Origin of the sequence: Devosia enhydra, from assembly GCF_900119845.1 — a bacterium.
Lineage (GTDB): Bacteria > Pseudomonadota > Alphaproteobacteria > Rhizobiales > Devosiaceae > FPKU01.
Genome location: NZ_FPKU01000001.1, coordinates 805,737 through 831,037, shown reverse-complemented (window position 1 = coordinate 831,037; position 25,301 = coordinate 805,737). Strand labels below are relative to the sequence as shown.

26 protein-coding genes are annotated in these 25,301 nt (G+C 65.5%); 9 read left to right on the top strand and 17 right to left on the bottom strand.

Annotated elements, in window-relative coordinates; genetic code table 11:
• Window positions 1-11 precede the first annotated feature (11 nt).
• Window positions 12-1,604 carry an EAL domain-containing protein gene (locus BT183_RS04085; RefSeq protein ID WP_072339266.1) on the bottom strand — a complete coding sequence of 531 codons (1,593 nt, stop codon included), beginning with the start codon at window positions 1,602-1,604 and terminating at the stop codon, window positions 12-14.
• A 136-nt stretch (window positions 1,605-1,740) separates the two neighbouring features.
• Window positions 1,741-3,513 (bottom strand): aspartate--tRNA ligase, encoded by a 1,773-nt coding sequence (gene aspS / locus BT183_RS04080; RefSeq protein ID WP_072339264.1) that lies wholly within the window; start codon window positions 3,511-3,513, stop codon window positions 1,741-1,743.
• 158 nt (window positions 3,514-3,671) lie between these two features.
• Here aspS and rnd point away from each other — a divergent pair, with 158 nt between their 5' ends.
• Window positions 3,672-4,826: a ribonuclease D gene (rnd, locus tag BT183_RS04075; protein WP_143145654.1), complete on the top strand. Its 1,155-nt coding sequence runs from the start codon at window positions 3,672-3,674 to the stop codon at window positions 4,824-4,826.
• Window positions 4,827-4,858: 32 nt separating this feature from the next.
• On the opposite strand, the gene BT183_RS04070 is transcribed toward rnd, so the two are convergent.
• The 4 genes from BT183_RS04070 to BT183_RS04055 are packed head-to-tail and all read right to left on the bottom strand — an operon-like array spanning window position 4,859 to window position 10,409.
• A complete protein-coding gene (locus tag BT183_RS04070) occupies window positions 4,859-6,400 on the bottom strand; it encodes a Ppx/GppA phosphatase family protein (protein ID WP_084603236.1) in 1,542 nt (513 codons plus the stop codon).
• Window positions 6,397-8,565 (bottom strand): RNA degradosome polyphosphate kinase, encoded by a 2,169-nt coding sequence (locus BT183_RS04065; RefSeq protein WP_072341491.1) that lies wholly within the window; start codon window positions 8,563-8,565, stop codon window positions 6,397-6,399. The genes BT183_RS04070 and BT183_RS04065 overlap by 4 nt, the downstream gene beginning before the upstream one ends.
• The gene (locus BT183_RS04060; RefSeq protein ID WP_072339262.1) at window positions 8,558-9,277 is read right to left on the bottom strand and encodes a P-loop NTPase family protein; all 720 of its coding nucleotides are present in this window, start codon (window positions 9,275-9,277) and stop codon (window positions 8,558-8,560) included. Before BT183_RS04060 ends, BT183_RS04065 begins: the two co-directional genes overlap by 8 nt.
• Before the next feature lie 13 nt (window positions 9,278-9,290).
• A complete protein-coding gene (locus tag BT183_RS04055; protein WP_072339260.1) occupies window positions 9,291-10,409 on the bottom strand; it encodes an AI-2E family transporter in 1,119 nt (372 codons plus the stop codon).
• Between the two features lie 85 nt (window positions 10,410-10,494).
• Here BT183_RS04055 and purM point away from each other — a divergent pair, with 85 nt between their 5' ends.
• The 3 genes from purM to BT183_RS04040 all read left to right on the top strand — a co-directional run bounded on the left by purM (window position 10,495) and on the right by BT183_RS04040 (window position 13,182).
• Window positions 10,495-11,571: a phosphoribosylformylglycinamidine cyclo-ligase gene (gene purM / locus BT183_RS04050; RefSeq protein ID WP_072339258.1), complete on the top strand. Its 1,077-nt coding sequence runs from the start codon at window positions 10,495-10,497 to the stop codon at window positions 11,569-11,571.
• 47 nt (window positions 11,572-11,618) lie between these two features.
• Entirely contained in the window at window positions 11,619-12,158 is a 540-nt protein-coding gene (purN, locus tag BT183_RS04045; RefSeq protein ID WP_072339256.1) for a phosphoribosylglycinamide formyltransferase, read from the top strand.
• 97 nt (window positions 12,159-12,255) lie between these two features.
• Window positions 12,256-13,182 (top strand): DMT family transporter, encoded by a 927-nt coding sequence (locus tag BT183_RS04040; RefSeq protein WP_072339253.1) that lies wholly within the window; start codon window positions 12,256-12,258, stop codon window positions 13,180-13,182.
• Between the two features lie 6 nt (window positions 13,183-13,188).
• On the opposite strand, the gene BT183_RS04035 is transcribed toward BT183_RS04040, so the two are convergent.
• From BT183_RS04035 to BT183_RS03985, 11 genes are all read right to left on the bottom strand, one after another.
• On the bottom strand, window positions 13,189-13,596 hold the full coding sequence (locus tag BT183_RS04035) for an OsmC family protein (RefSeq protein ID WP_072339251.1): 408 nt from the start codon (window positions 13,594-13,596) through the stop codon (window positions 13,189-13,191).
• Window positions 13,597-13,618: 22 nt separating this feature from the next.
• Window positions 13,619-15,100: an Asp-tRNA(Asn)/Glu-tRNA(Gln) amidotransferase subunit GatB gene (gene gatB, locus BT183_RS04030; RefSeq protein ID WP_072339249.1), complete on the bottom strand. Its 1,482-nt coding sequence runs from the start codon at window positions 15,098-15,100 to the stop codon at window positions 13,619-13,621.
• A gap of 91 nt (window positions 15,101-15,191) precedes the next feature.
• Window positions 15,192-15,701, bottom strand: a complete 510-nt coding sequence (locus BT183_RS04025; protein ID WP_072339247.1) for a GNAT family N-acetyltransferase — start codon at window positions 15,699-15,701, stop codon at window positions 15,192-15,194.
• A 16-nt stretch (window positions 15,702-15,717) separates the two neighbouring features.
• A complete protein-coding gene (locus tag BT183_RS04020) occupies window positions 15,718-16,026 on the bottom strand; it encodes a chorismate mutase (RefSeq protein WP_072339245.1) in 309 nt (102 codons plus the stop codon).
• Between the two features lie 88 nt (window positions 16,027-16,114).
• Window positions 16,115-16,867, bottom strand: coding sequence for a GGDEF domain-containing protein (locus BT183_RS04015; protein WP_072339243.1), 753 nt, complete (start codon window positions 16,865-16,867; stop codon window positions 16,115-16,117).
• A gap of 73 nt (window positions 16,868-16,940) precedes the next feature.
• The gene (locus tag BT183_RS04010; protein ID WP_244545241.1) at window positions 16,941-17,207 is read right to left on the bottom strand and encodes a hypothetical protein; all 267 of its coding nucleotides are present in this window, start codon (window positions 17,205-17,207) and stop codon (window positions 16,941-16,943) included.
• 53 nt (window positions 17,208-17,260) lie between these two features.
• On the bottom strand, window positions 17,261-18,745 hold the full coding sequence (gene gatA, locus BT183_RS04005) for an Asp-tRNA(Asn)/Glu-tRNA(Gln) amidotransferase subunit GatA (RefSeq protein ID WP_072339238.1): 1,485 nt from the start codon (window positions 18,743-18,745) through the stop codon (window positions 17,261-17,263).
• A complete protein-coding gene (locus BT183_RS04000; protein ID WP_072339235.1) occupies window positions 18,742-19,194 on the bottom strand; it encodes a hypothetical protein in 453 nt (150 codons plus the stop codon). Before BT183_RS04000 ends, gatA begins: the two co-directional genes overlap by 4 nt.
• Window positions 19,191-19,673 carry a GNAT family N-acetyltransferase gene (locus BT183_RS03995; RefSeq protein ID WP_072339233.1) on the bottom strand — a complete coding sequence of 161 codons (483 nt, stop codon included), beginning with the start codon at window positions 19,671-19,673 and terminating at the stop codon, window positions 19,191-19,193. Before BT183_RS03995 ends, BT183_RS04000 begins: the two co-directional genes overlap by 4 nt.
• A gap of 4 nt (window positions 19,674-19,677) precedes the next feature.
• Complete coding sequence (gatC, locus tag BT183_RS03990) at window positions 19,678-19,965, bottom strand: Asp-tRNA(Asn)/Glu-tRNA(Gln) amidotransferase subunit GatC (protein ID WP_072339231.1); 288 nt, start codon at window positions 19,963-19,965, stop codon at window positions 19,678-19,680.
• Between the two features lie 58 nt (window positions 19,966-20,023).
• Window positions 20,024-20,536 carry a hypothetical protein gene (locus BT183_RS03985; RefSeq protein WP_143145653.1) on the bottom strand — a complete coding sequence of 171 codons (513 nt, stop codon included), beginning with the start codon at window positions 20,534-20,536 and terminating at the stop codon, window positions 20,024-20,026.
• Window positions 20,537-20,601: 65 nt separating this feature from the next.
• Here BT183_RS03985 and ruvX point away from each other — a divergent pair, with 65 nt between their 5' ends.
• From ruvX to dprA, 5 genes are all read left to right on the top strand, one after another.
• Window positions 20,602-21,054 carry a Holliday junction resolvase RuvX gene (gene ruvX, locus BT183_RS03980; protein WP_143145652.1) on the top strand — a complete coding sequence of 151 codons (453 nt, stop codon included), beginning with the start codon at window positions 20,602-20,604 and terminating at the stop codon, window positions 21,052-21,054.
• Window positions 21,055-21,133: 79 nt separating this feature from the next.
• Window positions 21,134-22,099 carry an aspartate carbamoyltransferase catalytic subunit gene (locus tag BT183_RS03975; protein ID WP_072339225.1) on the top strand — a complete coding sequence of 322 codons (966 nt, stop codon included), beginning with the start codon at window positions 21,134-21,136 and terminating at the stop codon, window positions 22,097-22,099.
• On the top strand, window positions 22,096-23,397 hold the full coding sequence (pyrC, locus tag BT183_RS03970; RefSeq protein ID WP_072339223.1) for a dihydroorotase: 1,302 nt from the start codon (window positions 22,096-22,098) through the stop codon (window positions 23,395-23,397). Before BT183_RS03975 ends, pyrC begins: the two co-directional genes overlap by 4 nt.
• Before the next feature lies 1 nt (window position 23,398).
• A complete protein-coding gene (gene plsY, locus BT183_RS03965) occupies window positions 23,399-24,067 on the top strand; it encodes a glycerol-3-phosphate 1-O-acyltransferase PlsY (protein WP_072339221.1) in 669 nt (222 codons plus the stop codon).
• Between the two features lies 1 nt (window position 24,068).
• Window positions 24,069-25,196: a DNA-processing protein DprA gene (gene dprA, locus BT183_RS03960; RefSeq protein WP_072339219.1), complete on the top strand. Its 1,128-nt coding sequence runs from the start codon at window positions 24,069-24,071 to the stop codon at window positions 25,194-25,196.
• Window positions 25,197-25,301: the final 105 nt, after the last annotated feature.

The window sequence follows — 25,301 nt, the reverse complement described above, 5'->3', positions numbered from 1 at the left end:
CGATGCCGCCTTCAGGCGGCGGCCTCGGGCGCGGGAAGCTCCGCCCGCTCGGGCGGGCTCTGCAATGCCCGGGCCAGATCGCGGAAGGCGCCCGGCCGCAGCGCGGGGGCAAAGAGGAAGCCCTGCGCCATCACTACGCCACGCGCGCGCAGATAGAGGGCCTGCGCCTCGGTCTCGACGCCTTCGGCCACGATCTCGGTGCCGAGGTCGCGCGCCATGGAGATCAGCCCATCGAGCACCGGGACCTGCGTGGTGCCGGGCTTGATCATGTCGATGAACACCCGGTCGATCTTGATCACATCGACGCCCAGCGTCTGCATATAGGCGAGATTGGAATGGCCGGTGCCGGCATCGTCCATGGCGAGCCGCGCGCCGAGCGCGTGCAGGCCGGCGATGACGCTGTTGACCTGGACGGAATTGTCGAGCGGCCGCCGTTCGGTGATCTCGAACACCAGTTGCCGGAAGCTGATGGGCGAGCCGCCGAAGATCGCCTGCACGTCCTCGACGATGGTGCCATCGCGGAAGTGGCCTTCGAACAGGTTGATCGAAATCTTGAGATCGGGGACTTCGCGGCTGAGTTCGCCCAGATCGCTGCGCACCTGCTGCATGAGGCTCAGCGTCATCGGAATGGCGAGGCCGGTGACCTCGGCATAATCGATGAACGAGCCGGGCGGCACGAGCTCGCCATTGCGCTTTTCCCACCGGCACAGCACTTCACAGCCGGCCAGCGTGCCGGTGCGCAGATTGATCACCGGCTGGTAATAGGGCTTGAGCTCGCCGGCGGCGATGGCGCGTTCGAGATCGAAGGCCGGCAGTTGCGAGCGCCGGACATATTGCAGGGCGAGCAGGAAGAAGGCGGCACTCATCATGCAGGCGATGAGGGTGAAGCTGACATCGAGCTCGGCATAATCGGCGCGCACGATGGCGAAGGGCACGGCGGCTTCGATGCGGATCGGCAGCTCGCCGGCAAAGGCTTCGGACACAAGATATTCGGTGCCCGAGCGGGCTTCGACGCCGGTCGAATCGCCGGCCGAAATGATGCCGGTGCCATCGGTAAGCGTCATGCGGACGCTCGATGTCGGCTTGAGCCCGGCGAGCATGTCCTCGGCCGCCGTGGGTAAGACCGGCACGAAGGCTGAGACGCGGCGGTTGGTGCCGAAGCCCTGGGTGACCTGCAGCACCGGCATGGCGAGCGTGCCGAGCCGCACGACGGAGAGGGTCTCGGTGTGACCTGGAACGCTCAGGGGCTTGGCAAGGGCGGTTATGGCCTGCGGACGGCCGAGCGCATCGCAATACTGCACGCCATCAGCATTTTCGACGAGCACCTGGCGCAGATGCAGGCTCTGCTCCATCTGCTGGTGGACATTGGCCATGAAGGTGGGCGTGCAGAGCGAGGGGCTGTCGGCGAGGATGCGCCGCAGGGCGGCCACGCCATCATAGGCGCTGGTCTGGACCTTGCGGGCGATTTCGTCGACCGATTGCTGAAGGGCGGCGCTTTCGCGCACGCGCACATAACCATCGAGCAGGAAATCGACGCCCATCACCGGCACGAAGGCGGCGATGGCAGCGAGCAGCATGAAGACGTTGGAATACCGCGACCGCACCGTCCGCCGACCCCGCCCGTGACGCTTCCGGGCCCCCATGCCCGGCGTGTTGCGCGCAACCCGCGAGGATCGCGCGACACCGGCATGGTTAACTGGCGAGCTTTAACAGGGCGCTAACCGCCGCGCCCCGCAACCGCTATTTCTGCGGCGGCAGCACGCGCAGGCCGAGTTCGCGCAGTTGCTTGGGCGACGCTTCCGACGGCGCATTCATCAGCAGGTCTTCTGCCTGCTGGTTCATCGGGAAGAGCGTGATTTCGCGCAGGTTCTGCACGCCGCAGAGCAGCATCACGACGCGATCGACACCGGCCGCCATGCCGCCATGGGGCGGCGCGCCATACTGGAAGGCGCGATAGAGGCCGCCAAAACGATCCTCGACATCCTGGCGCGACAGCCCGACCTTCTCGAAGGCCGCGACCATGGTCTCGGGCTCCTGGTTACGGATCGACCCGGAGGCGATCTCGTAGCCATTGCAGACCGCGTCGTACTGGAACGCCTTGATGGCGAGCGGATCGCCGCTCTCGAGCGCCTCGCGCCCACCCTGGGGCATCGAGAAGGGGTTGTGGGCGAATTCGAGCTGCTTTTCGTCCTCGTTCCACTCGTAGAACGGGAAGTCGACGATCCAGCAGAGCGCGAACTGCTCGGTATCGACCAGATTGAGCTCGGTGCCGATGCGGGTGCGGGCCTCGCCGGCGAACTTGTAGAACTTCTCGGGCCGGCCAAGCACGAAGAACACCGCATCGCCATCGGCAAGCCCGAGCTGCTCGCGGATGGCCGCGGTGCGGTCCTCGCCGATGTTCTTGGCGACCGGGCCGGAGCCCTGCCCGTCCTTGAAGAAGATGTAGCCGAGGCCCGGCTGCCCCTGCCCCTGCGCCCAGGCGTTCATGCGGTCGCAGAAGGCGCGGCTGCCGCCGCTCGGCGCGGGAATCGCCCAGACCTCGACCTTGGGGTCCGAGGCGATCTGGTTGGCAAAGACCTTGAAGCCGGAATCGCGGAAGTGATCGGTCACCGCCTGCATCTCGATGGGGTTGCGCAGGTCGGGCTTGTCGGAGCCGTATTTGCGCAGCGCCACGTCATAAGGGATGCGCGGGAAGGTCTGGGTCACGCGCTTGCCCTCGGCGAACTCCTCGAAGACGCCGCGCAGCACCGGCTCCATCGTGTCCCACACGTCTTCCTGGGTGACGAAGCTCATCTCGAGATCGAGCTGGTAGAACTCGCCCGGCAGGCGATCGGCGCGCGGGTCCTCGTCGCGGAAGCAGGGCGCGATTTGGAAATAGCGGTCGAAGCCGGCCACCATCAGCAGCTGCTTGTATTGCTGGGGGGCCTGCGGCAAGGCAAAAAACTTGCCCTGATGGATGCGGCTGGGCACGAGGAAGTCGCGCGCACCCTCAGGCGAGGATGCGGTCAGGATCGGCGTCGAATATTCGGCAAAGCCGATATCGTGCATGCGGCGGCGCATCGAGGTGATGATCTTGGTGCGCTTGACGATATTGGCGTGCAGCGTCTCGCGACGCAGATCGATGAAGCGATAGCGCAGGCGCGTATCTTCGGGATAGTCGGGTTCGCCGAACACCGGCAGCGGCAGCTCTGCTGCCTTGCCCAAGACTTCGAGCTCGCGGATGAAGAGCTCGATTGCCCCGGTCGGCAGGTTGGGGTTGACGGTCTCGGGCGTGCGGGCCTTGACCTCGCCATCGACCCGGATGACCCATTCGGACCGCACCGACTCAGCCGCCTTGAAGGCCGGAGAATCAGGGTCGATCACGCATTGGGTGATGCCGTAATGGTCGCGCAGATCGATGAAAAGCAGGCCGCCATGGTCGCGGACGCGGTGCACCCACCCCGAAAGACGGGCGGTGTTGCCAACGTCGCTGGCGGAAAGGCCTGCACAGGTGTGCGAACGGTAGCGATGCATGGCAGTCTCGTGCTGGAATGGGGCAACGGATCGGGGCGCGACAAGCGCATGCAGGGCCCGATTTGTCAAGTTGGCGGCCCAGGCGGGCCTATTGGCATCTGGAGCCCGCAGGCTGTGCCTGTTATGAGCGTAAAGAGAGAAGAAACGAGACCGATTGCATGGATGTGATCCGCACCACAGGGGAACTCGCCGAGTTCTGCCGGCGCGCCGCCGAATTCGACTACGTCACCGTCGACACGGAATTCCTCCGGGAGACGACCTACTGGCCCCGTCTCTGCCTTCTGCAGATGGCCACCGAGGATGAAGCGGTTCTCGTCGATCCCCTCGCGGATGGGCTCAGCCTGCAGCCCTTCTATGCGCTGCTCGCCAATGCCGAGGTGACCAAGGTCTTCCATGCGGCCCGGCAGGATATCGAGATCTTCGTGAAAGCCACCGGCAAGGTGCCGGTGAACATCTATGACACGCAGATCGCGGCCAGCGTCTGCGGTTTCGGCGACAGCATCTCCTACGACAACCTCGTGCGCGCCATCGTCAATGAGGAGATCGACAAGTCGTCGCGCTTCACGGACTGGTCACACCGCCCGCTGACCGACAAGCAGCTGCGCTATGCGCTCGCCGACGTCACCCACCTCCGCGACATCTACAAGGCGCTCAAGGACCAGGTGGAGCGCACCCGGCGCCAGGACTGGGTGGCGGACGAACTCGACACGCTCAACAGCATCGATACCTATGTGGTCAAGCCCGAGCAGGCCTGGGAGCGCATCAAGGCCAAGCTGTCGCGGCCGCGCGATCTGGCGGCCTTGAAGGTCATCGCCGAATGGCGCGAGCGGCGGGCGCAGGAGACCGACCAGCCGCGCAGCCGCGTTCTCAAGGATGAAGCGGTGGTGGAACTGGCCATGCAGCGCCCGCTGACGCCCGAAGCCTTCGAAAAGCTGCGCGCCGTGCAGCGAGGCTATGGCCGTTCGAGCGCCGCCGGCGAAATCATCGCCCTGCTCAAGGGTGTCGAGGAGCTGCCCAAATCGGAATTGCCCGATATGCCCGACCGGCAGCGGGGGCCGTCGCCCAAGGGTGCCGTGGGCGACCTCGTGCGCGTGCTGCTCAAGGCCGTCTCAGAGCAGCATGGCGTGGCTGGGCGCATCATCGCCAATTCCGAGGATATCGACGCCCTGGTGCTCGATGACGATGCCGACGTGCCTGCGCTCAAGGGCTGGCGGCGTAAGCTCTTCGGGGAAAAGGCACTCGCCATCAAGCACGGGCGCCTTGGGCTGGCGGCGACGCGCAAGGGCGTGATCGAGATCGAAATCGAGAAGTAGCAAGGCAGGCCTCGTGCCTGCCTTTGCGCGGGTCAGCCGACGACGATGGCGATGGCCTTGAAGGGCGTGACGCTGGCGAACTGCTCCATGCGCCCGCGCAGGTGCTCGCCATCGAGAAAGGCGAGGTCTTCGGGCAGGTGCAGCGTCAGCGTCTCGCCCTCGGCGCTGAAGCGCACGCGCGGCAGGATGCCGGGCATGGCCGCCGACATCGGATAGGCGACCCGCATGGCCGCCCCGATCATCTTGGCGCGGGCGGTGCTTTCGGGCGACAGCAAATTGAGCAGCGCCGGGGTGACCGATTTGTGCTTCAGCCCGGCATAGCGCACCGCCGTGACCTCGCCAATGAAGGCGCGGCCGGGATGGTCAATGCCCGAAAGCGAGCTGTAGGCGACCATGTCGACGCTCTGGGCGCCGCGATAGTCGGGATGGCCGCGCCAGCCGATATCGGCGAGATGGCATGCGACAATGCGCAGGCGACGCTCTTCCTCGGTCTCGGACAATCCGGCAGCTTCGAGAAACTGGCCGGTAAAGCCGATCAGATCCTCGCCGTGCTGGGGCGAGCGCGAGCGGAGCACCGAGAGCTCCTCGGCCCCCTGCAACAGCGGATCGACGGCCTTTTCGGCGGCATCGAGCTCGCCATAGAGATAGCCCTCGCGCACGCCAAGGGCCGAAAACATCACTGTGTGGAACTGGCCAAGCCGGATCAGTTCGCCCATGACCACGGCGCCAAAGGGCACGAGATCGCGGCGGGAGGAGCTGACGGCATCTGCGCCCGGCATCGACTTGCCGGCCGAGGTGGTGGCGACGATCTCGTCGCAGAGCTGGAGAATGTCCTCGGACGGCACGGAATAATGCTGCACCATGTGCAGCGGATAATCGCGCAGCACCTGATGCTGCTTGGCGAGCGAGCGCCATGTGCCGCCGATGGCGCAGAAGAGCCCACTGGCATGGCCGCGGGCAAGGGGCGACTCCTTGAGCACCGCGCGCGCGATCTTGACCGCCTTGGCCGGGTCGCCATCCGAATCGTCCTGGAGGCGAATGACGCCGAGAGGATGAGTTTCGCCTTCTGACTCGTCGGGACCCGTCATGGCAGAGAGTTCGAGGCTGCCGCCGCCCAGATCGCCGACGACGCCCGAAAAGCCCGGCATGCCCGCGACGATGCCGAGCGCCGCATAGTGGGCCTCTTCGGCACCCGAGAGCACGCGCACCGGGGCTAGCATGATGCGGGTAACCTCGGCGACAAATTCGTCTCGATTGCTCGCCTCTCGCACCGCAGAGGTGGCGAGTACATGCACCTGCCCCACGCGCATCAGGCGGGCCACGAGGGCGAAGCGTTTGATGGCGGTGATGGCGCGGGCCATGTTGGCATCGGCCAGACGCCCGGTCTTGGCGATGCCGCGCCCGAGCGCGCAGCTCGATTTTTCGTTGTAGAGCGGGGTCAGCGCGCGGGCGAGACGCTCATAGACCACGAGACGGACGGAGTTCGACCCGATATCGAGCACCGCCACCGGCTGGGCGCCCTTGATGCGCCCCTGCGCGGTGGGATCGGCGTCAGTGCCCCAGAATCCTATCACTCGTCACCTTCTTCGCGCTCCCGAACCGTTGCGCTTCCGCGACCCGAGAGGCTGGCGTTGGTCATGAAGTAGTTATGGGCATTAAAGGGCTCTTCGCCCTCGCGCAAGCGGATGCGGTGCGAACTGCCATCGGGCAACACTTCCCAGCTCTGCTGATTGTCCTTGAGATAGGCCACCAGCATGCGATCCAGAATTTGCTTGTGCACCGTCTTGTTGAGGATGGGCACCATCACTTCAACGCGCCAGTCGAGATTGCGCTGCATGAGATCGGCCGAGGACATGTAGACCCGGGCGCGCCGCGACGGCATCGGCTCGCCATTGCCGAAGCAGTAGATGCGCGAATGCTCGAGGAACCGGCCGACCAGCGACTTGACGCGAATATTGTCCGAAAAGCCCGGTATGCCGGGCCTGAGGCAGCAGATGCCGCGCACGATGAGCTCGATGCGCACGCCCTTCCGCCCGGCGTCGTAGAGCGCGTCTATGATCTCGGGATCGACCAGCGCATTCATCTTGAGCCAGATGGTGGCCGGCTCGCCGCGCTCGGCGAACTCGACTTCGCGCGCAATGCAATCGAGCAGCGTCTGCCTGAGATTGACCGGCGAGGCGGCCAGAGCTTCGAGCTCGGTCGGGCGGGAATATCCGGTGATGAAGTTGAAGACGCGCGCAACATCGCGGGTGATCGCCGGATCGACGGTGAAAAAGCTGAGGTCGGTATAAATCTTGGCGGTGATGGGGTGATAATTGCCGGTGCCGAGGTGGCAGTAGGAGACGAGCTTGCCCTGCTCGCGGCGCACCACCTGGCTCATCTTGGCATGGGTCTTGAGCTCGACGAAGCCGAATACCACCTGGGCCCCTGCTCGCTCGAGGTCGCGCGCCCAGCGGATATTGGCCTCTTCGTCAAAGCGCGCCTTGAGCTCGACGAGCGCCGTGACCGACTTGCCCGATTCGGCAGCCAGCACGAGCGCCTTGACGATGGGGCTGTCGCGCGAGGTGCGGTAGAGCGTCTGCTTGATGGCGACGACATCGGGGTCGCGCGCCGCCTGCACGAGGAACTGCGCCACCACATCGAAGCTCTCGAAGGGATGGTGGACGAGCAAATCCTTGGCCCGCACGGCCGCGAAGATATCGCCATTATAGTCGCGCACCCGCTCGGGAAAGCGCGGGATATAGGGCTGGAACTTGAGGTCGGGACGGTTGATGTCGCAGATGCGCGCCGCATCGGCGAGGCCGAGAAAGCCCTCGACATCGAACGTGTCGGCATCGGTGACGTTGAGCCGCTCGGAAATCTGCCGGCGCAGGCTGCGCGGCATGCGGCTCTCGATCTCGAGCCGGATGACCTGCCCGCGACGCCTTTGGCGCAGCGCCGATTCGAACTCGACCACGAGATCGGCCGCCTCGTCATCGATCTCGATCTCACTGTCGCGGATGACGCGAAAGGCACCGGAGCCGGCGACCTCGTAGCCGGGAAACAGCTTGTGGAAAAACAGATCGATCAGCGTGTCGATGGTGACGACCTCGACGCGGCCCTCGGTGGCGAGGCTGCCCGGCAGCGTGATGAACCGATCGAGATTGCCCGGCACGCGCACGAGCGCGGTCAGCGACTGCGTCGAATTGGGGCGCACCATCTCAAAGGCGAGCGTGAAGCCGAGATTGGGGATGAACGGGAAGGGATGCGCCGGATCGATGGCGATGGGCGTCAGGACCGGGAAGATCTCTTCCTTGAACAGCCGTTCGAGATATTTGAGCTGCTCGCTCTTGAGGTCGTTGGGCTCGTGGATGACCACGTCGCGCGCGAAGAGTTCCTCGCGCAGGTTCTGCCAATGGTCCTGCTGCTCGAGATGCAGATGCTGGGCGAGCGTCGCGATCTCTTCGAGCTGCTCCGCCGGCGTCATGCCATCGGCGCTCTGGCGCACCATGCCGGCCCGCAGCTGACCCTTGAGGCCGGCGACGCGCACCATGAAGAATTCGTCGAGATTGTTGGCCGAGATCGACACGAAGCGCAGACGCTCGAGCAGCGGATGGTTGGTGTTGCCCGCCTCCTCCAGCACGCGCATGTTGAACTGCAGCCAGCTCACCTCGCGGTTGACGAAGCGCGCCGGGCTGTTGCGCAGGGACAGGGCGTCGGGCGCCGGATCGACAGTCTCGGTTACGGTCATCTCATTCATCGCCTGCATCCCCGGACCCGTTGACGAGCCACGCATCCGTCGTCCCCTCATGGATCGCCAGGGCTTCGGCGGCAACGGCGCGGCTGATCGCGACGCCGCGGGCCAGAGCCAGCCGATCGATGGTTTCGACGAGACGGACCGCCGCCTCGGCCGAACGCTCCATGCGTGCGGCGAGATAGGCGATCACGCGCGGTTCGACCTTCACCTGACGGTCGCTGAACAGTTTCACCAGCATCTGTGACAATGCGATGTCATCGGTGACGGCAAGGGCAAAACGCGCGGCCAGCCGGGCGCGGGAGCGCACGTCATCGGTGGCGTAGGGCCATGCGGCGACGGGGGTCCGCGCCGTCATCAGCACGCTGCGCCCATCGCGCATCGACTGATTGAGGAGGTGGAACAGGGCCCGCTCGTCGAAGCCCTCGCGATCGATGTCCTCTATGACGATCGGGCTGCCGCCCCCCTCCGCCGCCATGGCCGCAATCCGAAGCGGGGTGACGATCCGCGCGCCGCTGCGCTCGGCCCAGATCCGGGCGAGATGGGACTTGCCGGTGCTGGCGGGGCCCTCGATGAGCGTCAGCGGCCCGGGCCATCGGGGCCAGGCCAGAAGATGCCCGTGCGCGAGCAGATTGCCCTCGCCGACGATGAAATCATCCTCGGCGTGAGACGCCTCCATCTCGTAGGCGAAGGGCAGCTGCCGCGGCGCGCTTTTCATTGGCGAAACGGCCTCATACCTTGGCACCGGGACGCGGTGCATTGGCCGAAGTAATGAGCGCGGGGGCCGGCTGGGCGGTGCCGGAATAAAGGCTCGATGCCTTGTATTTGCGGACAGCGTAGCGGGTGAGAACACCGGCGATGGCCGCAAGCGGCACCGCCAGCAGCAGGCCGACAAAGCCGAACAGCAGGCCGAAGGCGAGCAGCGCGAACATCAGCCAGACAGGGTTGATGTTGATCGAGGAGCCCACAAGCTTGGGATAGAGGATGTTGCCCTCAATGAACTGGCCGATGAGGTAGATGGCGATGATGACGATCACCATCCAGTAGTTTGGCCAGAACTGGACGATGGCGACACCAACCGACAGGACGATGCCGAGCGCGAAGCCCAGGAACGGGACGAAGGAGAAGAGCCCGCCGATGAGCCCGATCGCGAGGCCGAAATTGAGCCCGGCAAGCGTGAGCGCAGTGGCGTAGAACGCCGCGAGGATGAGAATCACGCTGCCCTGCCCGCGCAGCACGCCGTGCATGGAGCGATCGATCTCGGAGAGAATGCCCTTGATTTCGTCGCGGTGCCGTCGCGGCAGCAGATCATCGAGCCCGCGAACCATCTTGTCCCAGTCCATCAGCGTATAGAACGCGACGACGGGTGTGACCACGATGATGGCCACCATGTTGAGCAGCGTGGCGCCACTGGCAGCAATTGTGGCGGTCAGCGCCCCGATCATGCCGGTGGCATTCGAGATGACCTCGCCGACGGTCGCCTGTAACTGCGCGGAGCGTTCTGGCCCGAGCCAGGCGGCAACCTGCGGCACGATGTCTTCGGCAAGCGCCTGCAGATCGGCGACATAGCGCGGCAGGCGGGCAAGCAGGCCGAAGATCTGGTCGACGAGAAGCGGCACGACCATCACGAAGAGACCGATGATGATCGAGACCACCACCAGAAGCACGGTGGCCGTGCCGAGCCCCCGCGAAATGCCGAGCCGCTGCAACGTGCTGACAATGGGGTTCAGCAGATAGGCCAGCGCGATGCCGATGACGAAGGGCAGCAGGATGGACCTGAACAGCCAAAGCGTCAGTATGGCCAGAAGGCAGATGCCGACCCAGGCCAGAACTTGATTCCGCAGTGTCATGTCCCTGTCTTGCCCTTGCACACTGGAGGGGGAGCCGCTATCAGCGCAGGGACGTTCTCGCCCGACCGAGCCGGCTGCCAAGTCCATGACCGACGTGCAAAACCTGCCATTAAACGGCCTCTCATACAAGCGCGCCGGCGTCGATATCGATGCCGGCAATGCCCTTGTGGAAGCCATCAAGCCCGCCGTTCGTTCCACGCGGCGCCCCGGAGCCGATGCGGAGATCGGCGGCTTCGGAGGCCTGTTCGACCTCAAGGCGGCGGGTTTCGTCGATCCGGTGCTGGTTGCGGCCAATGATGGCGTGGGCACCAAGCTCAAGATTGCCATCGACACCGGCAACCACAAGACGATCGGCATCGATCTCGTGGCGATGTGCGTCAACGACATCATCGTGCAGGGCGCAGAGCCGCTGTTTTTCCTCGATTACTTCGCCACCGGCCGGCTCGACGTGGAGACCGGGACCGCGATCGTCAACGGCATCGCCGAAGGCTGTCGGATCGCCGGGTGTGCGCTGATCGGCGGGGAAACCGCCGAGATGCCGGGCATGTATCACGGGCACGACTACGATCTGGCCGGCTTTGCGGTGGGCGCCGCCGAACGCGGCACGCTGCTGCCGCGCGCTGATGTCGCTGAGGGCGATGTGCTCGTCGCCCTGCCTTCTTCTGGCGTACACTCCAACGGCTTCTCGCTGGTGCGACGCGTAGTCGAGATTTCCGGGCTCGACTGGTTCCTGCCGGCTCCGTTCGACGAGACGCAGTCGCTCTCGGACGCGCTGCTGACCCCGACGCGGATCTATGTGAAGCCGCTGCTGGCGGCGCTGCGCGACGGGCTTGGTATCAAGGCGATGGCCCATATCACCGGCGGGGGCTTCGTGGACAATATTCCCCGCGTGCTGCCCGATAGCCTCTCCGCGCGGATCGACCTGCACAAGGTCGGTCTGCCGCCGGTTTTTGCCTGGCTGGCGCGGGTCGGCGGGCTGTCGCAGGACGAGATGGTGCGGACGTTCAATTGCGGCGTCGGCATGGTGCTGGCGGTTGCGGCCGACGAGGCCGATGCCGTGATCGCGCATCTGACGGCGGCGGGCGAACCGGCCCATGCCATCGGGCGGCTCGAGGCGCGCACCGGGGCAGCCGTGGTGTTTGACGGCGCACTGCCCCTGTGACGACGAGGAAGCGCGTCGCCGTACTGATTTCCGGGCGCGGCTCGAACATGGCTGCTTTGGTCGAGGCAGCTCGCGATCCCGACTATCCGGCCGAGATCATCGGGGTGTTCTCCAACAAGGCGGAGGCTGCCGGGCTCGATTTTGCCCGCGCCAACGGGATCGCCACGGCATCGGCATCGCATCGGGATTTTTCCGATCGCGCCGCCTTCGACACCGAGATCGATCGCGTGCTGACGGGCTGGCAGGCCGACATCGTCTGCCTCGCCGGCTTCATGCGCATCCTTTCCCTCGGTTTCGTGACCCGCTGGCAGGGCCGGATGATCAACATTCATCCCTCGCTGCTGCCGCTCTACAAGGGCCTCGATACTCATGGGCAGGCTCTGGCGGCGGGAGCCACCGAACATGGCTGCACGGTGCATTGGGTGACGCCCGCGCTCGATGACGGGCCGACCATCGCGCAGGCGCGCATTCCGGTATATCCCGACGATACGCGCGAGACGCTGACGCAACGGGTGCTGGTGGAAGAGCATCGGCTCTACCCTGCGGCTCTGGCGATGGTGGCGCGGGGCGAGGCACGGCTCGGGTGATGGCATCCATCACCGAATGTGATGGACCCGATCGTCAAAAACGGTTCGACGCCGCCTGAGCCCGGGCCTATAGCCGAGGCATCCGCGGAGGAACCTCATGTCGCTGCGAGACTGGTTCTGGGTCGTGCTGCTCGGCACGATCTGGGGAACGTCGTTCCTGTTCAACGCGATCCTGATTCGCGAGCTCGGCCCCTTCTGGGTTTCGGCACTTCGCGTCACGATCGGGGCGGCAGGGTGCTGGGCCGTGCTCGTGGCGCTGCGGCGCCCGCTGCCGCGCGACCCGATGATCTACGGACATTTCCTCGTTTATGGCCTCATCTGCTACGCTATCCCCTTCGCGCTCTTTCCCTTGGCGCAGGGGCATCTGGCCGCCGGCGTCGCTGCGATCATCAATGCGATGACGCCGATCATGACGGTGCTCGTGTCGCAGCTCTGGAAGGGCGGCGAACGCGCGACGCCGCAGAAAACTGCCGGCGTCATCGCAGGGTTCGCGGGCGTCGCCATCCTTGCCGCACCCGCTTTGGCGGGCGGCGGATCGAGCCAGCTCTGGGCCATCCTGACCTGCCTTGCGGCGACGCTATGTTACGCGGTCTCGCTCAATTACGCGCGCATTTTCCGGGGCATCGAAGCCTCCACTGTGGCGGCGCTGAGCCTCACGGGAGCGGCGATCGGCGCTGTTTCGGCAGCGCTAGTCTTCGAAGGATTGCCGGAGATCGAGCGCGCCGAGACATGGGGCGCGGCGTTCGGCATCGGTCTCATCGCCACCACGTTCGCCTATCAGGTGATGTACCGCATCCTGCCACGGATCGGGGCGACCAATTTCACCTCCGTCACCTTCATCGCGCCGGTCTCGGCCGTCATCCTCGGCATCGCGTTTCTGGGCGAGCATGTCGAGCCCAGCCATATCGCCGGCATGGTGGGCATCTTTCTCGGACTGCTGCTGCTCGACGGGCGGCTGTGGCGACGGTTGACGGGCGGGCGCCGCGCCGATCGCTCGGGCATCCCGCCAGCTACAGGCCCCTGAGGCCGATCAGGAGGCGCGGACCCTGACCGGAAAGCCGGTGATGACCGACTGGCCGATGGTAGAGGCCTGTTCGGACTGCGCGACGAGACCCGCGATGTCGGCATTCGCATCATCCGACATGACGGTTACCGCGAGGTCGCAGCCGAGCACGCGGCTGGGCTGGCCACCGAGCTCGAGCGCAACGTCCACGGCGATGGAGACGATGGTGATGCCCATCTCCTCGGCCTTGTAGCGCAGGTCGTTGCAGAAGCAGCCGCCGATGGCGAGCCCGAGCATCTGCGCACCATTGAAGCCAAGCCCGGTGCCGCCTGCCTTGCCAGAATTGCGATCGATGACGACGGTGTGGCCTCCGGCCCAGCCCATGGCCGCGCCGGTATCGGTTACGCTGCGGAGGGAAACTGAAACCGTCGCCATGTCGAACTCCTCTTGAGGATGACTACTCGATGCCGAGCTTCTGCTTCATCAGTGCGTTGAGCGCCTGCGGATTGGCCTTGCCGCCCGAGACCTTCATCGCCTGACCCACGAACCAGCCGATCATGGTAGGCTTCGCCTTGACCTTCTCGACCTGGTCGGGATTGGCGGCGATGATCTCGTCGATGATCTTTTCGATGGCGCCGGTGTCGGTCACCTGCTTCATGCCGCGCTCATCGACGATGCGGGCCGGATCCCCACCCTCAGTCCAAACGATCTCGAACAGGTCCTTGCCGATCTTGCCCGAGATCGCGCCCGAGCCGATGAGATCGACGATGGCGCCGAGCTGGCCGGCATCGACAGGGCTCTCGGCGAGGGACTTGCCCTCCTTGTTGAGGCGGCCGAAAAGTTCGTTGATCATCCAGTTGGCGGCGAGCTTGCCATCGCGACCCTTGGCCACCGCCTCGAAATAATCGCCGGATTCCTTTTCGAGCGTCAGCACCATCGCGTCATAAGGGGTGACGCCATAGTCGCGCACGAAGCGGGCCTTCTTCTCGTCGGGCAGCTCGGGCAGACCCTCAGCCAGCATGGCGATGAAGGCATCGTCGAATTCGAGCGGCAGGAGGTCCGGGTCGGGGAAGTAGCGATAGTCATGCGCTTCTTCCTTGGAGCGCATCGAGCGGGTCTCGCCGGTCTTGGGATCGTAGAGCCGCGTCTCCTGGTCGATCGTGCCGCCCGATTCGAGGATGTCGATCTGGCGACGGGCCTCGAACTCGATTGCCTGGCCGGCAAAGCGCATGGAATTGACGTTCTTGATCTCGCAGCGCGTGCCGAAGGCGCCGCCGGGCTTGCGCACCGAGACGTTGATGTCGGCGCGCATCGAGCCCTGCTCCATATTGCCATCGCAGGTGCCGAGATAGCGCAGGATGGTGCGGAGCTTGGAGAGATAGGCCTTGGCCTCGTCCGAGGAGCGCAGGTCGGGCTTGGAGACGATCTCCATCAGCGCCACGCCGGAGCGATTGAGATCGACGAAGCTCATCGAGGGATGCTGATCGTGGATGGACTTGCCGGCGTCCTGCTCGAGATGCAGGCGTTCGATGCCGATCTCGATGGTCTCATCGCCCATGTCGAGGAGCACCTTGCCCTCGCCCACGATCGGGTCCTTGTACTGCGAGATCTGATAGCCCTGCGGCAGGTCGGGGTAGAAATAGTTCTTGCGATCGAAGATCGAGCGCTTGTTGATCTGCGCCTTGAGCCCGAGACCGGTGCGCACGGCCTGGCGCACGCACTCCTCGTTGATCACGGGCAGCATGCCGGGCATCGCCGCATCCACGAAGCTGACATTGGCGTTGGGCGGATTGCCGAACAGCGTCGAAGACCCCGAGAACAGCTTGCTCTCGGATGTCACCTGGGCATGGACTTCCATGCCGATGATCACTTCCCAATCGCCCGTTGCCCCCTGGATGAAGCTCTTGGGGTTGGGCGTGCGCGTGTCGATGATGGTCAAGGCGTTCCGTCCCGGCATTGATCTCTGGCCGGTTCTAACCCGCCGCACAGCAAATGCAACAGGCGCAGGCCCAGATCGAGGCTGGGCGACCCTACTCGTCGAGCTGGCCGCGATAGGGCGAGAGCGGCTTTTCGAGCCGAACGCTCATCGTGGTGTCGCCGGCCACCCGGCCCTGTGGCTTCAGCGCCAGGATGCGATAGCCCTGACGCTGGTAGAAGGTGACGGCGCGCACGTTGTCGGCCAGCGTATCGAGCTGGACATAGCCCGCCCCCTCGAGCTCGAAGATCGTCTCCATGCGGCGCAGCAGCATCGAGCCGATGCCTTGGTTCTGCAGCAGGGGCGTAACGAAGAGATAGGGGATGTAGCTCAGTCCGCGGGCCCGCATGCACCAGCCGGTGGCGACACCATCGACGTCGGCGACGATGATGCGCGCGATATGGGTGGCAACGTCGCGGTCGAGCCGTTCGCGCTGCACCTCGCGCGAGGCTGCGGCACCGGCGAGGAACGGGCGCAGATCGCGATCCCAGGCGACATATCCGATGTCGGCGAGCGTCTCCGCCTCGGCGGACAGCGCGGTTCTGATCGCGACGGTCGGATACATGGCGGCTCCTGCTGGGCTATCCCATGCGCTTGCGCGCGACGATGATGCCCTTCTCGTAATTGACGTTCCAGTCGATCAACGTGCGCCACAGCAACTCGGCCTGGTCCTCGTCGAGCTCCAGTTCCTCGGCGCGCTTGCGCTGCTTTGAGATGATGGCATCGATCCGCGCCTTGTCATAGGCCTCGTGGGGATCGGTCTTGATGTGGGCCATGCGGGTGACATAGGTGTGCCGCTCGGCAAAGAGCCTCAGCAGCGCCTGGTCGATCCGGTCGATCTCGGCGCGCACGTCTTCCTTGGTTTCGCAGGCCTCTGGCGCTTTGGTCACTCGGTGCTGTCTCCCTTGTCTGTTCCAGAGGTTTGCACCGGGCGAAAATGAAATTCAACCTTTGGCGGCCCGATTGCCGCGCTGCCGATCAGGCTGCGACGGAGCCCGCCGGGCTCAGCCCACTGGCAAAGACGACGCGGTTGCGACCCTGGCGCTTGGCATCATAAAGGCAGCGATCGGCGGCACGCAGGATGTCTGCGGTTTCGGCTCCAGTGACGCAATGGGCACCCCCGATGCTCACGGAAAGCGGCACGGGCTCGCAACCGGCGGGCGCGAATGCCGTCGCCTGCACGGCAAGACGTACCGCTTCCGCGAGCGAACGGGCTTGGGCGAGGCTGGCGCCCCGCAGCAGGATGCCGAATTCCTCCCCGCCCAACCGGCCGGTCGCGCCGGACAGAGGCAGCGCCGAGGTGATGGCCGTGCTGATCCGGCGCAGGGCTTCGTCGCCCGCCTCATGTCCGCAGGTGTCGTTGATGCGCTTGAAATGGTCGGCATCGACGATGAGCAGCACGCCCCGGCGCTCGTCGAAGCGGGTGAGATCGATCTGAGCGAGGAACGACTCGCGATTGAGGAGCCCTGTCAACCCGTCATGGCTGGCGCGGCAGGTCAGCACGCTATGGGCGAGCTTGAGCTCCTCATGCGCCCGCCGCAGCTGCTCGCCCTGGTGGAAAACGAAGAGCGACAGCGGGAAGGTGATGACGATGGGAATGAGCGCGTCAGAGACGATCACGACCGTATCGATCGGCGCTCCGGCCCAGCCCCTGATGGCAAAGCTCAGGAGAAAAGTCAGCGTGACCGCGATGGCGGTGATGCCGAGCGACCTGACGATGACGGAGCCCATGACCTTCTCCTGCGCAACTGGGACAGCAGACCCAGACTGCGCCGCTGCGTATGCGCAGGATATAGGAAATGCTTCAGTGGCGTGCCATGCCGCTCAGTTCGCGGGCGATATGTTCCCATTCGGCGGCCACGCTGGGCATGGCGCGCTTCTTGCCGGCGCGGCGATACCAGTAGTCGGCATTGCCCATGTCGGCCTCGATCCAGTGCATCAGCGCATGCACCCAGTCGAACTCCATGACACCTTCCATGGCCTGCACGATGGCATGGGCCTGTTCCCATTCGGGGCCGACCCGCAGGCTGCCCTTCTTGAGCCACCACATGGCCTGGAGCGGCTTGGACATGTCCTTGGGTGGAGCCGACCAATCAAGGGTGGAAAAGACGTCCTGTCCCATGTTTACCACCATTTTGCCGGGCTGAGGTCGAGACCTGCCGAGCGCTCGATGACGCGCGCTGCGGCAAAAAGCGTCTCCTCGTCGAAGGGCTTGCCGATGAGCTGGAGGCCGAGCGGAAGCCCCTGCCCGTCCATGCCGGCCGGCACGGCGATGCCGGGCAGCCCCGCCATGTTCACGGTCACGGTGAAGATGTCGTTGAGATACATTTTGACCGGATCGGCCTTCATCGCCGCGTCGCCAATGCCAAAGGCGGCCGACGGCGTGGCGGGCGTAAGGATAGCATCGACACCGGCCGCAAAGACCTGCTCGAAATCGCGCTTGATGAGCGTGCGGACCTTCTGGGCGCGGACGTAGTAGGCATCGTAATAGCCGGCCGACAGCACATAGGTGCCGATCATGACGCGGCGCTTGACCTCGCGGCCGAAGCCGGCGGCGCGGCTCATCTCGTACAGATCGGTGATGTCCTTGCCCGTGACCCGCAGCCCGTATTTGACGCCGTCATAGCGCGCCAGATTGGACGAGGCCTCGGCGGGGGCCACGATGTAATAGGCCGGCAGGGCATATTTCGTGTGCGGCAACGAGATGTCGCGGATCTCGGCGCCCTCGGCCTTGAGCCAGCTCAGCCCCTCCTGCCAGAGCGCCTCGATCTCCTGGGGCATGCCATCCATGCGGTATTCGCGAGGCACGCCGATGACGAGCCCCTTGACTCCACGCTCCACCGCGGCTGCGAAATCGGGAACCGCGAGATCGACGCTGGTGGAATCCTTGGGGTCAAAACCCGACATCGAGGTCATCATCAGCGCCGCATCCTCAACGGTGCGGGCGATGGGGCCAGCCTGATCGAGCGAGGAGGCAAAGGCGACGACGCCCCAGCGCGAGCAGCGCCCATAAGTCGGCTTGATGCCGACGGTGCCGGTGAAGGCGGCGGGCTGACGGATGGACCCGCCGGTATCGGTCGCGGTCGCGCCGGCGCAGAGCCAGGCGGCCACGGCCGAGGCCGAGCCACCCGACGAGCCGCCCGGCACGAGATCGGTATCCGAGCCCTTGGCGCGCCAGGGGTTCACCACCGGCCCGTAATAGGATGTCTCGTTGGATGAGCCCATGGCGAACTCGTCCATGTTGAGCTTTCCCAGCATCACCGCGCCATCGCGCCAGAGATTGCTGGTGACGGAGGACTCATAGCCGGGCTTGAAGCCATCAAGGATGTGGCTGGCCGCCTGGGTATGCACGCCCTTGGTGCCGAAGAGATCCTTGATGCCCAGCGGAATGCCTTCGAGCGGCCCGGCCTCACCCTTGGCGATGCGCGCGTCGCTGGCCTCTGCCATGTCCCGGGCCTTGTCCGGTGTGACCGCGACATAGGCGTTGAGCGCCGGATTGGCTGCCTCGATGGCCGCAAGATAGGCGTCCGTCAGTTCGCGGGCCGAAAAGGTCTTGGCATCGAGGCCCTTGCGGGCGTCGGCGATGCTCAGTCTGGTCAGGTCGGTCAACGGGGTATCTCGCTCAGGGTGTCGCAGCGTGTGTAGGTGGTGGCGCCGGGCAGCGCCTCGGGGTCTTGCGGCTCGATAAGGCCGGCAAGAGCGAGGCTCGCGTCGCGTCCGGAAACGACCTGGATCTCGGTCTCCGAGACCGGAATCGCGGCAAAGGTGTCGGGATAAACCTCGCCGGGGGTGGAGCAGACCGCATCGATGAACAGATGCGTGCTGCCCTCGCTCGACTTGACGTCGAAGAAGCGGCAGTCGAACTCCATCGACTGGATACCGCGCGCGAAGGTCAGTGCGCGAAAATCGATGTCGAGCCAGGCATCGACGCCCTTGTCCTCGAGCGCCACGCAGGCAGCAGGATCGGTGACGTGCAGGCGCGATGTGTCGATGCGCAGATCTTCCTGCGCGACGGCCGGCGTGGCAAGGAGCAGCATGGCGAGGATGAGGGGCTTCATCGGGACGCCTCCCCATCAAGGCGCAGCTCGTAAAAAGCCGACCACGGGCTTTCCGGATAATCGAGGAAGGGTCCGCGCGGGGTAAAGCCGTAGCGGGTATAGAGCCTCTTGGCCTCCGGCATGGCATCGGGGCCGCCGGTTTCGAGCATCACCACGGCGAGGCCCTTGCTGCGCGCAAGACCCACGATGGCATCGAGCAGCGCCCGGCCGACGCGCTGGCCGCGCACCTCGGGCAGCGTATACATGCGCTTGACCTCGCCGAGGCCATCGGCGTGCAGGCGCAGCGCTCCGCAGCCGACCGCCCGGCCGCTCTCATCGCGCGCGATGAAGACGGTCGTATCGGCGCCCGCCATCTGCTCGACGGTCATCTTGAACTGGAATTCGGGCGGCGAGAGCGGCGACAGATAGGCGTTGAGCGCCGCCACGAGGGCACGCACTTCATCCTGCAACGGGCTCTCTATGGCGATGGAGACGGCCATGAGCCTATTCCACCACCTTGGGCACCATGAAGAAATTGTCTTCGGTCAAGGGCGCGTTGGCGACCACGGCTTCGGCATAATTGCCATCGGTCACCTTGTCGTCGCGGCGCCGCAGCGCCATCGGCGTCACCGATGTCATGGGTTCGACGCCCTCGATATTGACTTCGTCGAGCTGGGCCACGAAGCCGAGGATGGCGTTGAGCTCGCCGCGATAGGTCTCGACCTCGTTTTCCTCGATGCGGATGCGCGCAAGGCGCCCGATACGCTTGACGGTGGCGGCGTCGACCGACATGGAACCCTCGGAAGTGGCGGTTTGATCGAGGTCTTAAACACCGTGCACCCGGCCGGTGTCAAACTTCCAGCGCTAGCCCGGGCTCGAGCAGCATCAAACCGGTGCCTCCGGCCTCGGCGGCAAGGGCTGAAAAGGCCGTTTCGGCAGCCTTGGGCGCCACCGCGAGCGCGATCAGCCGCGGCGCCCAAAGCTTCAGCCCCGACAGCGCCGCAGGCACGGAAAACGCCACCACAACGGCCTCGCGGGTCCATCGACCGGCCTCGGGCAGTTCGGCATGCGCCAGGACGAGCGGCGGCTCGCCGGCAGCCGAAACGAGAAGCGCGTCGGCAGCAAGGCGGCCAATCGCGATGTCGGTCTGCCCGTCATCGAGCAGCGCCGCGGATCTGGGCGGCTGCCAGTTGCGCGGATCAAGCCCTGGCAGGGACTGGCTGGCAAACCCGACGCTGAAATCGGCACCCGACAGAAGCTCTGCACGGTCGATGCCGTCTGGCGCATCCTCTTCATCGACCACGACGATTCGCCCGCCCAGATGCACCCGCAGCGTCGAGCCTCCAAACCATGTCAGTTTCATGTTTGACGCAGGCCTCCAGTCGTCGCGCGACTCGCAGGCCGCCGGATTTGATGATAGGTCGCCTCATGCACGAACACGACCTTTCGCAACTGCCGGCATCGGGCCGATTGATGGGGCTCGATCTCGGGACCAAGACCATCGGCGTCGCCATATCGGATGGCATGCGCTATTCGGCGACACCGCTCGAGACCATCAAGCGGCTGAAATTCACCCAGGATGCCGAGCGGATCGTGGCGCTGGTGGGCGAGAATGCCATCGGCGGCATCGTGCTCGGATTACCGCTCAACATGGATGGCAGCGAGGGTCCGAGGGCGCAGTCGACCCGGGCTTTCGCGCGCAACTTGGCGCGGGTGCTGCCTCTGCCGCTGGTGTTCTGGGATGAGCGGCTCTCGACCAGCGCGGTCACGCGCATGATGATCGAGGCCGATCTCAGGCGCGACCGGCGGGCCGAAATCGTAGACAAGCTCGCCGCAAGCTACATCCTGCAGGGGGCGCTCGATCGGCTTCGCCGGGGATAGACCTCGCCGAAGGGCGCAAATCTCTTGCCCCGGCGAGGCGCTGCCGCTAGACCGCGCTGACCCGAGGACACGTCCGCCCATGCCCGACACCGCTTCCACGGAAGCTCTGCGCGCAAGCACGCCCTTCCCGCATCGGCATCTGCTTGGCATCGCCCAGCTTTCTCCCCCCGACATCCTGAACCTGCTCGACCGCGCCGAGGCGATGATCCCCGTATCCCGGCAGGAGCGAAAGTCCCTGCCGACGCTGTCGGGCAAGACCCAGATCAACCTCTTCTTCGAAGCCTCGACGCGCACGCAGGGGTCGTTCGAGATCGCCGGCAAGCGGCTTGGCGCGCTCGTGGTCAACATGTCGGTGCGCACCTCTTCGGTGAGCAAGGGCGAGACGCTGATAGACACGGCCGCGACGCTGAACGCCATGCAGCCTGATGTCATCATCGTGCGCCACTCGGCGGCGGGGGCGGTGGAGTTGCTGTCGCAGAAGGTCGGGTGCTCGGTGATCAATGCCGGGGACGGCGCCCATGAGCATCCCACACAGGCGCTGCTCGATGCGCTGACCATTCGCCGTCACAAGGGCCGGCTGGCCGGGCTGACCGTCGCCATCTGTGGGGACATCGCGCATTCGCGCGTCGCACGCTCGAACCTGCTGCTGCTGGGCGCGCTCAATGTGCGCACCCGCGTGGTGGCGCCGCGCACCCTTTTGCCGCGCGGCATCGACCAGTTGGCCACCGAAGTGCATACCGATATGGAGGCCGGCCTGCGCGACGCCGATGTGGTGATGATGCTTCGCCTTCAGCACGAGCGGGCCAGCGGGCGGATGATCCCCTCGGTGCGGGAATATTACCGGTTCTATGGCCTCGATGAAGAAAAGCTCGGCTTTGCGCGGCCGGACGCCATCGTAATGCATCCCGGCCCGATGAATCGCGGCGTCGAGATCGATCCCGCCATCGCCGATGGCAGCCGGTCGGTCATCACCGAACAGGTCGAGATGGGCGTCGCCGTGCGCATGGCCGTGCTCGATGCGCTGCTTTCGGGAGGTGCGCGATGAGCCCCCGTCCGCTGGTTTTCAGCAATGCCCGCATCCTCGATCCCGCCAGCGGCCGCGATTCGCGCGGCGCGTTGCTCATCGAGAACGGGCGCATTGCCGATATGGTCGAAGGCGGCATGTCGGGTGCGCCGGCCGATGCCGAGATTATTGATGTTGGCGGACTGGCCGTGGCGCCGGGGCTCATCGATCTTCGGGTGTTCACCGGCGAGCCGGGACACGAATATCGCGAGACGCTGGCTAGTGCCGGACAGGCGGCAGCGGCCGGTGGCGTCACCAGCTTTCTCGCCATGCCCGACACGACGCCGGTGATCGATGAAGGGGCGATGGTGGACTATCTCCAGCGCCGCGCCAAGGCCACGGCCAGGGTCAATGTGCTCGCGGCCGGCGCCATCACGCGCGGGCTGGCCGGCAAGGAGCTGACGGAATTCGGCTTGCTCCAGGAGGCCGGCGCGGTCTGCCTGTCGGATGGGCGCCAGTCGATCCAGTCCACCGGCCTCCTGCGGTCGGCTTTCTCATATGCGGCCAATTTCGACATGCCCGTCTTCCACCATGTGCGGGATAACAGCCTTGCTGGCGAAGGGGTGATGAACGAGGGGCCGCTGGCGACGATGCTTGGGCTCAAGGGCATTCCTGGCGAGGCCGAGAGCATTCCGCTCTCGCGCGACCTGGCCCTCGCCGACCTCACCGGGGTGCGCTATCACGCGGCACAGATCTCCACCGCCCGGAGCGTCGAGATCATGGCGGAAGCGCGCCGCCGGGGTTCGCGCGCCACATGCGGCGCCTCGATCAACTCGTTGACGTTGAACGAAAACGATATCGGATCCTATCGCAGTTTCTTCCGGCTCAATCCCCCGCTGCGCAGCGAGGATGATCGCCGCGCGCTGGTGGCGGGGCTCGCCGATGGCACCGTCGATGTCATTCATTCCGATCATGATCCGCAGGATAGCGAGGTCAAGCGCCAGCCCTTCGGCGAAGCGTCCGATGGCGCCATCGGGCTCGAGACGCTGCTGGCGGCGGCCCTACGGCTGGTGCATTCGGGGGACGTTCCGCTGCTGCGGATGCTTGGGGCGATGACCTCGCGGCCGGCTGAAATCCTGGGGCTCGAGGCGGGGCGGCTGGCCAGGGGCGCACCGGCCGATCTCGTCGTCATCGACCTCGACTACCCCTGGGTGGTCAAGGAAGCCAGTTTCCGCTCGCGCTCGCGCAATACGAGCTTTGAAGGCGCGAGACTTGCTGGCAAGGTGATGCGGACCGTGGTGGCGGGCGAAACGGTGTTCGCCCACGAGGAGGGGCGGTAGCATGGGGGTAGAATCGGCCACGGGCGCGACCGATATCATCATTCGCGCGATCTTTGCCCTGCTCACCGGCTATCTGCTGGGCTCGATCCCCTTCGGACTGCTGCTGACGCGCGCGGCCGGGCTCGGCGATATCCGGTCGATCGGCTCGGGGAATATCGGGGCCACCAACGTTTTACGCACCGGCAACAAGAAGCTGGCTGCCGCGACATTGCTTCTCGACGCGCTCAAGGGCGCGGTTGCGGTGCTGATCGCTCGCTATTTCATCCTGCCCTTCCAGGGCTGGGAAAGCTCTCTCGACGGCGCGCTGATCGTGCATGGCGCGGCGATCGGTGCGTTCCTCGGCCATGTCTTTCCCGTCTGGCTCAAATTCAAGGGCGGCAAGGGTGTCGCGACCTTCATCGGCGTGCTGATGGCGCTCAACTGGATCATCGGGCTGATCTTTTGTGCCACCTGGCTGGTGATCGCCTTCGCGCAGCGGTTCTCATCGCTGGCGGCACTGACGGCGGCGGCGACGGCACCGCTTTTTGCCTATGCGTGGGATGGGCCGATCCTTGCGGCCACAACCGCTTTTCTGGCCGTACTCCTCTTCATCAAGCATCGCTCCAACATCGCGAGGCTGATCCAGGGCACCGAACCCCGGATCGGGAGCTCCGGCGGAAAGCCGCGCTGAGATGAGCGGCGCGCGCGGCAGGCAGCTCTCGCCGGCCCAGCGCGTCGCGTGGTTGCGCCTTATCCGCACGGATAATGTCGGCGGGGTCACCTTCAGGCAATTGCTCAATCGCTTCGGTTCGGCCGAGGCGGCGCTCGAGGCCCTGCCCCATATCGCCGGTCGGTCGGGGGTGGCGAGCCGCGTGCCCAGCAAGGGCGAAGCCGAGGACGAAATCGCCGCCACCGAGCGCTTAGGCGGACGCATGGTGGCCGCCGGCGAACCCGATTACCCGCCGCTGCTGCATCACATCTCCGGCCCACCGCCGCTGGTGACCATCGTGGGCGCGCGCCGCATGGACCTTGGACGCACCGTCGGCGTGGTGGGCGCGCGCAATGCCTCCGCTGCGGGGCAGAAGCTCACCCGCATCCTGTCACGCGACCTGGGCGAAGCCGGCTTTGTGGTCGTTTCGGGCCTCGCCCGCGGCATCGATGCGGCGGCGCATCAGGCGACGCTCGACACCGGCACCGTGGCCGTGCTCGCTGGTGGTCTTGATCGCATCTATCCGGCCGAAAACCTGCCGCTGGCCGAGGAGATTGCGGATCGCGGTGGATGGCTGCTGACGGAAATGCCGCTGGGCTGGGAGCCGAGGGCGCGGGACTTTCCCCGGCGCAATCGGCTCGTGTCCGGCCTCTCGCTCGGCGTTCTGGTGGTTGAAGCGGCCAAACGCTCCGGCTCGCTGATCACGGCGCGGCTGGCTCTCGAGCAGAACCGTGAGGTGTTTGCGGTGCCCGGATCGCCGCTCGACCCCCGCGCGGAAGGCGGCAATGCGCTGATCCAGCAGGGCGCAAGGCTCATCACGTCGGCGGCTGACATCGTCGAGGTGTTGCAGACGGCCGACCCGAGCCGCACCCAGCTCTTCGAGCCGGACTGGACCCCCGAGATCGCCGAATTGGGGGCGCCGACCGAGCCGCCGGCAGAGAGCGATCGGGCGCGGCTGATTTCGGCACTCTCAATAACGCCGACGGCGGTGGACGACCTTGTGTCGGAGACCGGCATCCGGGCCGCAGCGATGCAAATCCTGTTGATCGAGCTCGATCTCGAAGGCCGGCTCGAATGGTCGAGCGGGCAACTGGTCTCGTTGCGCGCCTGACACGGCGCAGCGCTTCGGCCAGAGCGGCCGCCATGCCCTTTCCGCGATGTTGGTTGACACCCGAGAGGCGCTTCACCATGTTGCGCCCGCATCGAAGCGGCGCCA

Excerpts from the sequence above, each read along its gene's own strand:
- BT183_RS04060 (WP_072339262.1), bottom strand. The coding sequence starts at position 9,277 with ATGAAAAGCGCGCCGCGGCAGCTGCCCTTCGCCTACGAGATGGAGGCG.
- BT183_RS04015 (WP_072339243.1), bottom strand. The coding sequence starts at position 16,867 with ATGGGCTCCGTCATCGTCAGGTCGCTCGGCATCACCGCCATCGCGGTC.
- BT183_RS04025 (WP_072339247.1), bottom strand. The coding sequence starts at position 15,701 with ATGTATCCGACCGTCGCGATCAGAACCGCGCTGTCCGCCGAGGCGGAG.
- BT183_RS04065 (WP_072341491.1), bottom strand. The coding sequence starts at position 8,565 with ATGAATGAGATGACCGTAACCGAGACTGTCGATCCGGCGCCCGACGCC.
- rnd (WP_143145654.1), top strand. The coding sequence starts at position 3,672 with ATGGATGTGATCCGCACCACAGGGGAACTCGCCGAGTTCTGCCGGCGC.
- pyrC (WP_072339223.1), top strand. The coding sequence starts at position 22,096 with ATGAGCCCCCGTCCGCTGGTTTTCAGCAATGCCCGCATCCTCGATCCC.
- BT183_RS04000 (WP_072339235.1), bottom strand. The coding sequence starts at position 19,194 with ATGAAGCCCCTCATCCTCGCCATGCTGCTCCTTGCCACGCCGGCCGTC.
- plsY (WP_072339221.1), top strand. The coding sequence starts at position 23,399 with ATGGGGGTAGAATCGGCCACGGGCGCGACCGATATCATCATTCGCGCG.
- BT183_RS03985 (WP_143145653.1), bottom strand. The coding sequence starts at position 20,536 with ATGAAACTGACATGGTTTGGAGGCTCGACGCTGCGGGTGCATCTGGGC.
- purM (WP_072339258.1), top strand. The coding sequence starts at position 10,495 with ATGACCGACGTGCAAAACCTGCCATTAAACGGCCTCTCATACAAGCGC.
- BT183_RS04035 (WP_072339251.1), bottom strand. The coding sequence starts at position 13,596 with ATGGCGACGGTTTCAGTTTCCCTCCGCAGCGTAACCGATACCGGCGCG.
- aspS (WP_072339264.1), bottom strand. The coding sequence starts at position 3,513 with ATGCATCGCTACCGTTCGCACACCTGTGCAGGCCTTTCCGCCAGCGAC.
- BT183_RS04040 (WP_072339253.1), top strand. The coding sequence starts at position 12,256 with ATGTCGCTGCGAGACTGGTTCTGGGTCGTGCTGCTCGGCACGATCTGG.
- BT183_RS03975 (WP_072339225.1), top strand. The coding sequence starts at position 21,134 with ATGCCCGACACCGCTTCCACGGAAGCTCTGCGCGCAAGCACGCCCTTC.
- BT183_RS03995 (WP_072339233.1), bottom strand. The coding sequence starts at position 19,673 with ATGGCCGTCTCCATCGCCATAGAGAGCCCGTTGCAGGATGAAGTGCGT.
- BT183_RS04010 (WP_244545241.1), bottom strand. The coding sequence starts at position 17,207 with ATGTCCAAGCCGCTCCAGGCCATGTGGTGGCTCAAGAAGGGCAGCCTG.
- ruvX (WP_143145652.1), top strand. The coding sequence starts at position 20,602 with ATGCACGAACACGACCTTTCGCAACTGCCGGCATCGGGCCGATTGATG.
- purN (WP_072339256.1), top strand. The coding sequence starts at position 11,619 with ATGGCTGCTTTGGTCGAGGCAGCTCGCGATCCCGACTATCCGGCCGAG.
- dprA (WP_072339219.1), top strand. The coding sequence starts at position 24,069 with ATGAGCGGCGCGCGCGGCAGGCAGCTCTCGCCGGCCCAGCGCGTCGCG.
- BT183_RS04055 (WP_072339260.1), bottom strand. The coding sequence starts at position 10,409 with ATGACACTGCGGAATCAAGTTCTGGCCTGGGTCGGCATCTGCCTTCTG.
- gatC (WP_072339231.1), bottom strand. The coding sequence starts at position 19,965 with ATGTCGGTCGACGCCGCCACCGTCAAGCGTATCGGGCGCCTTGCGCGC.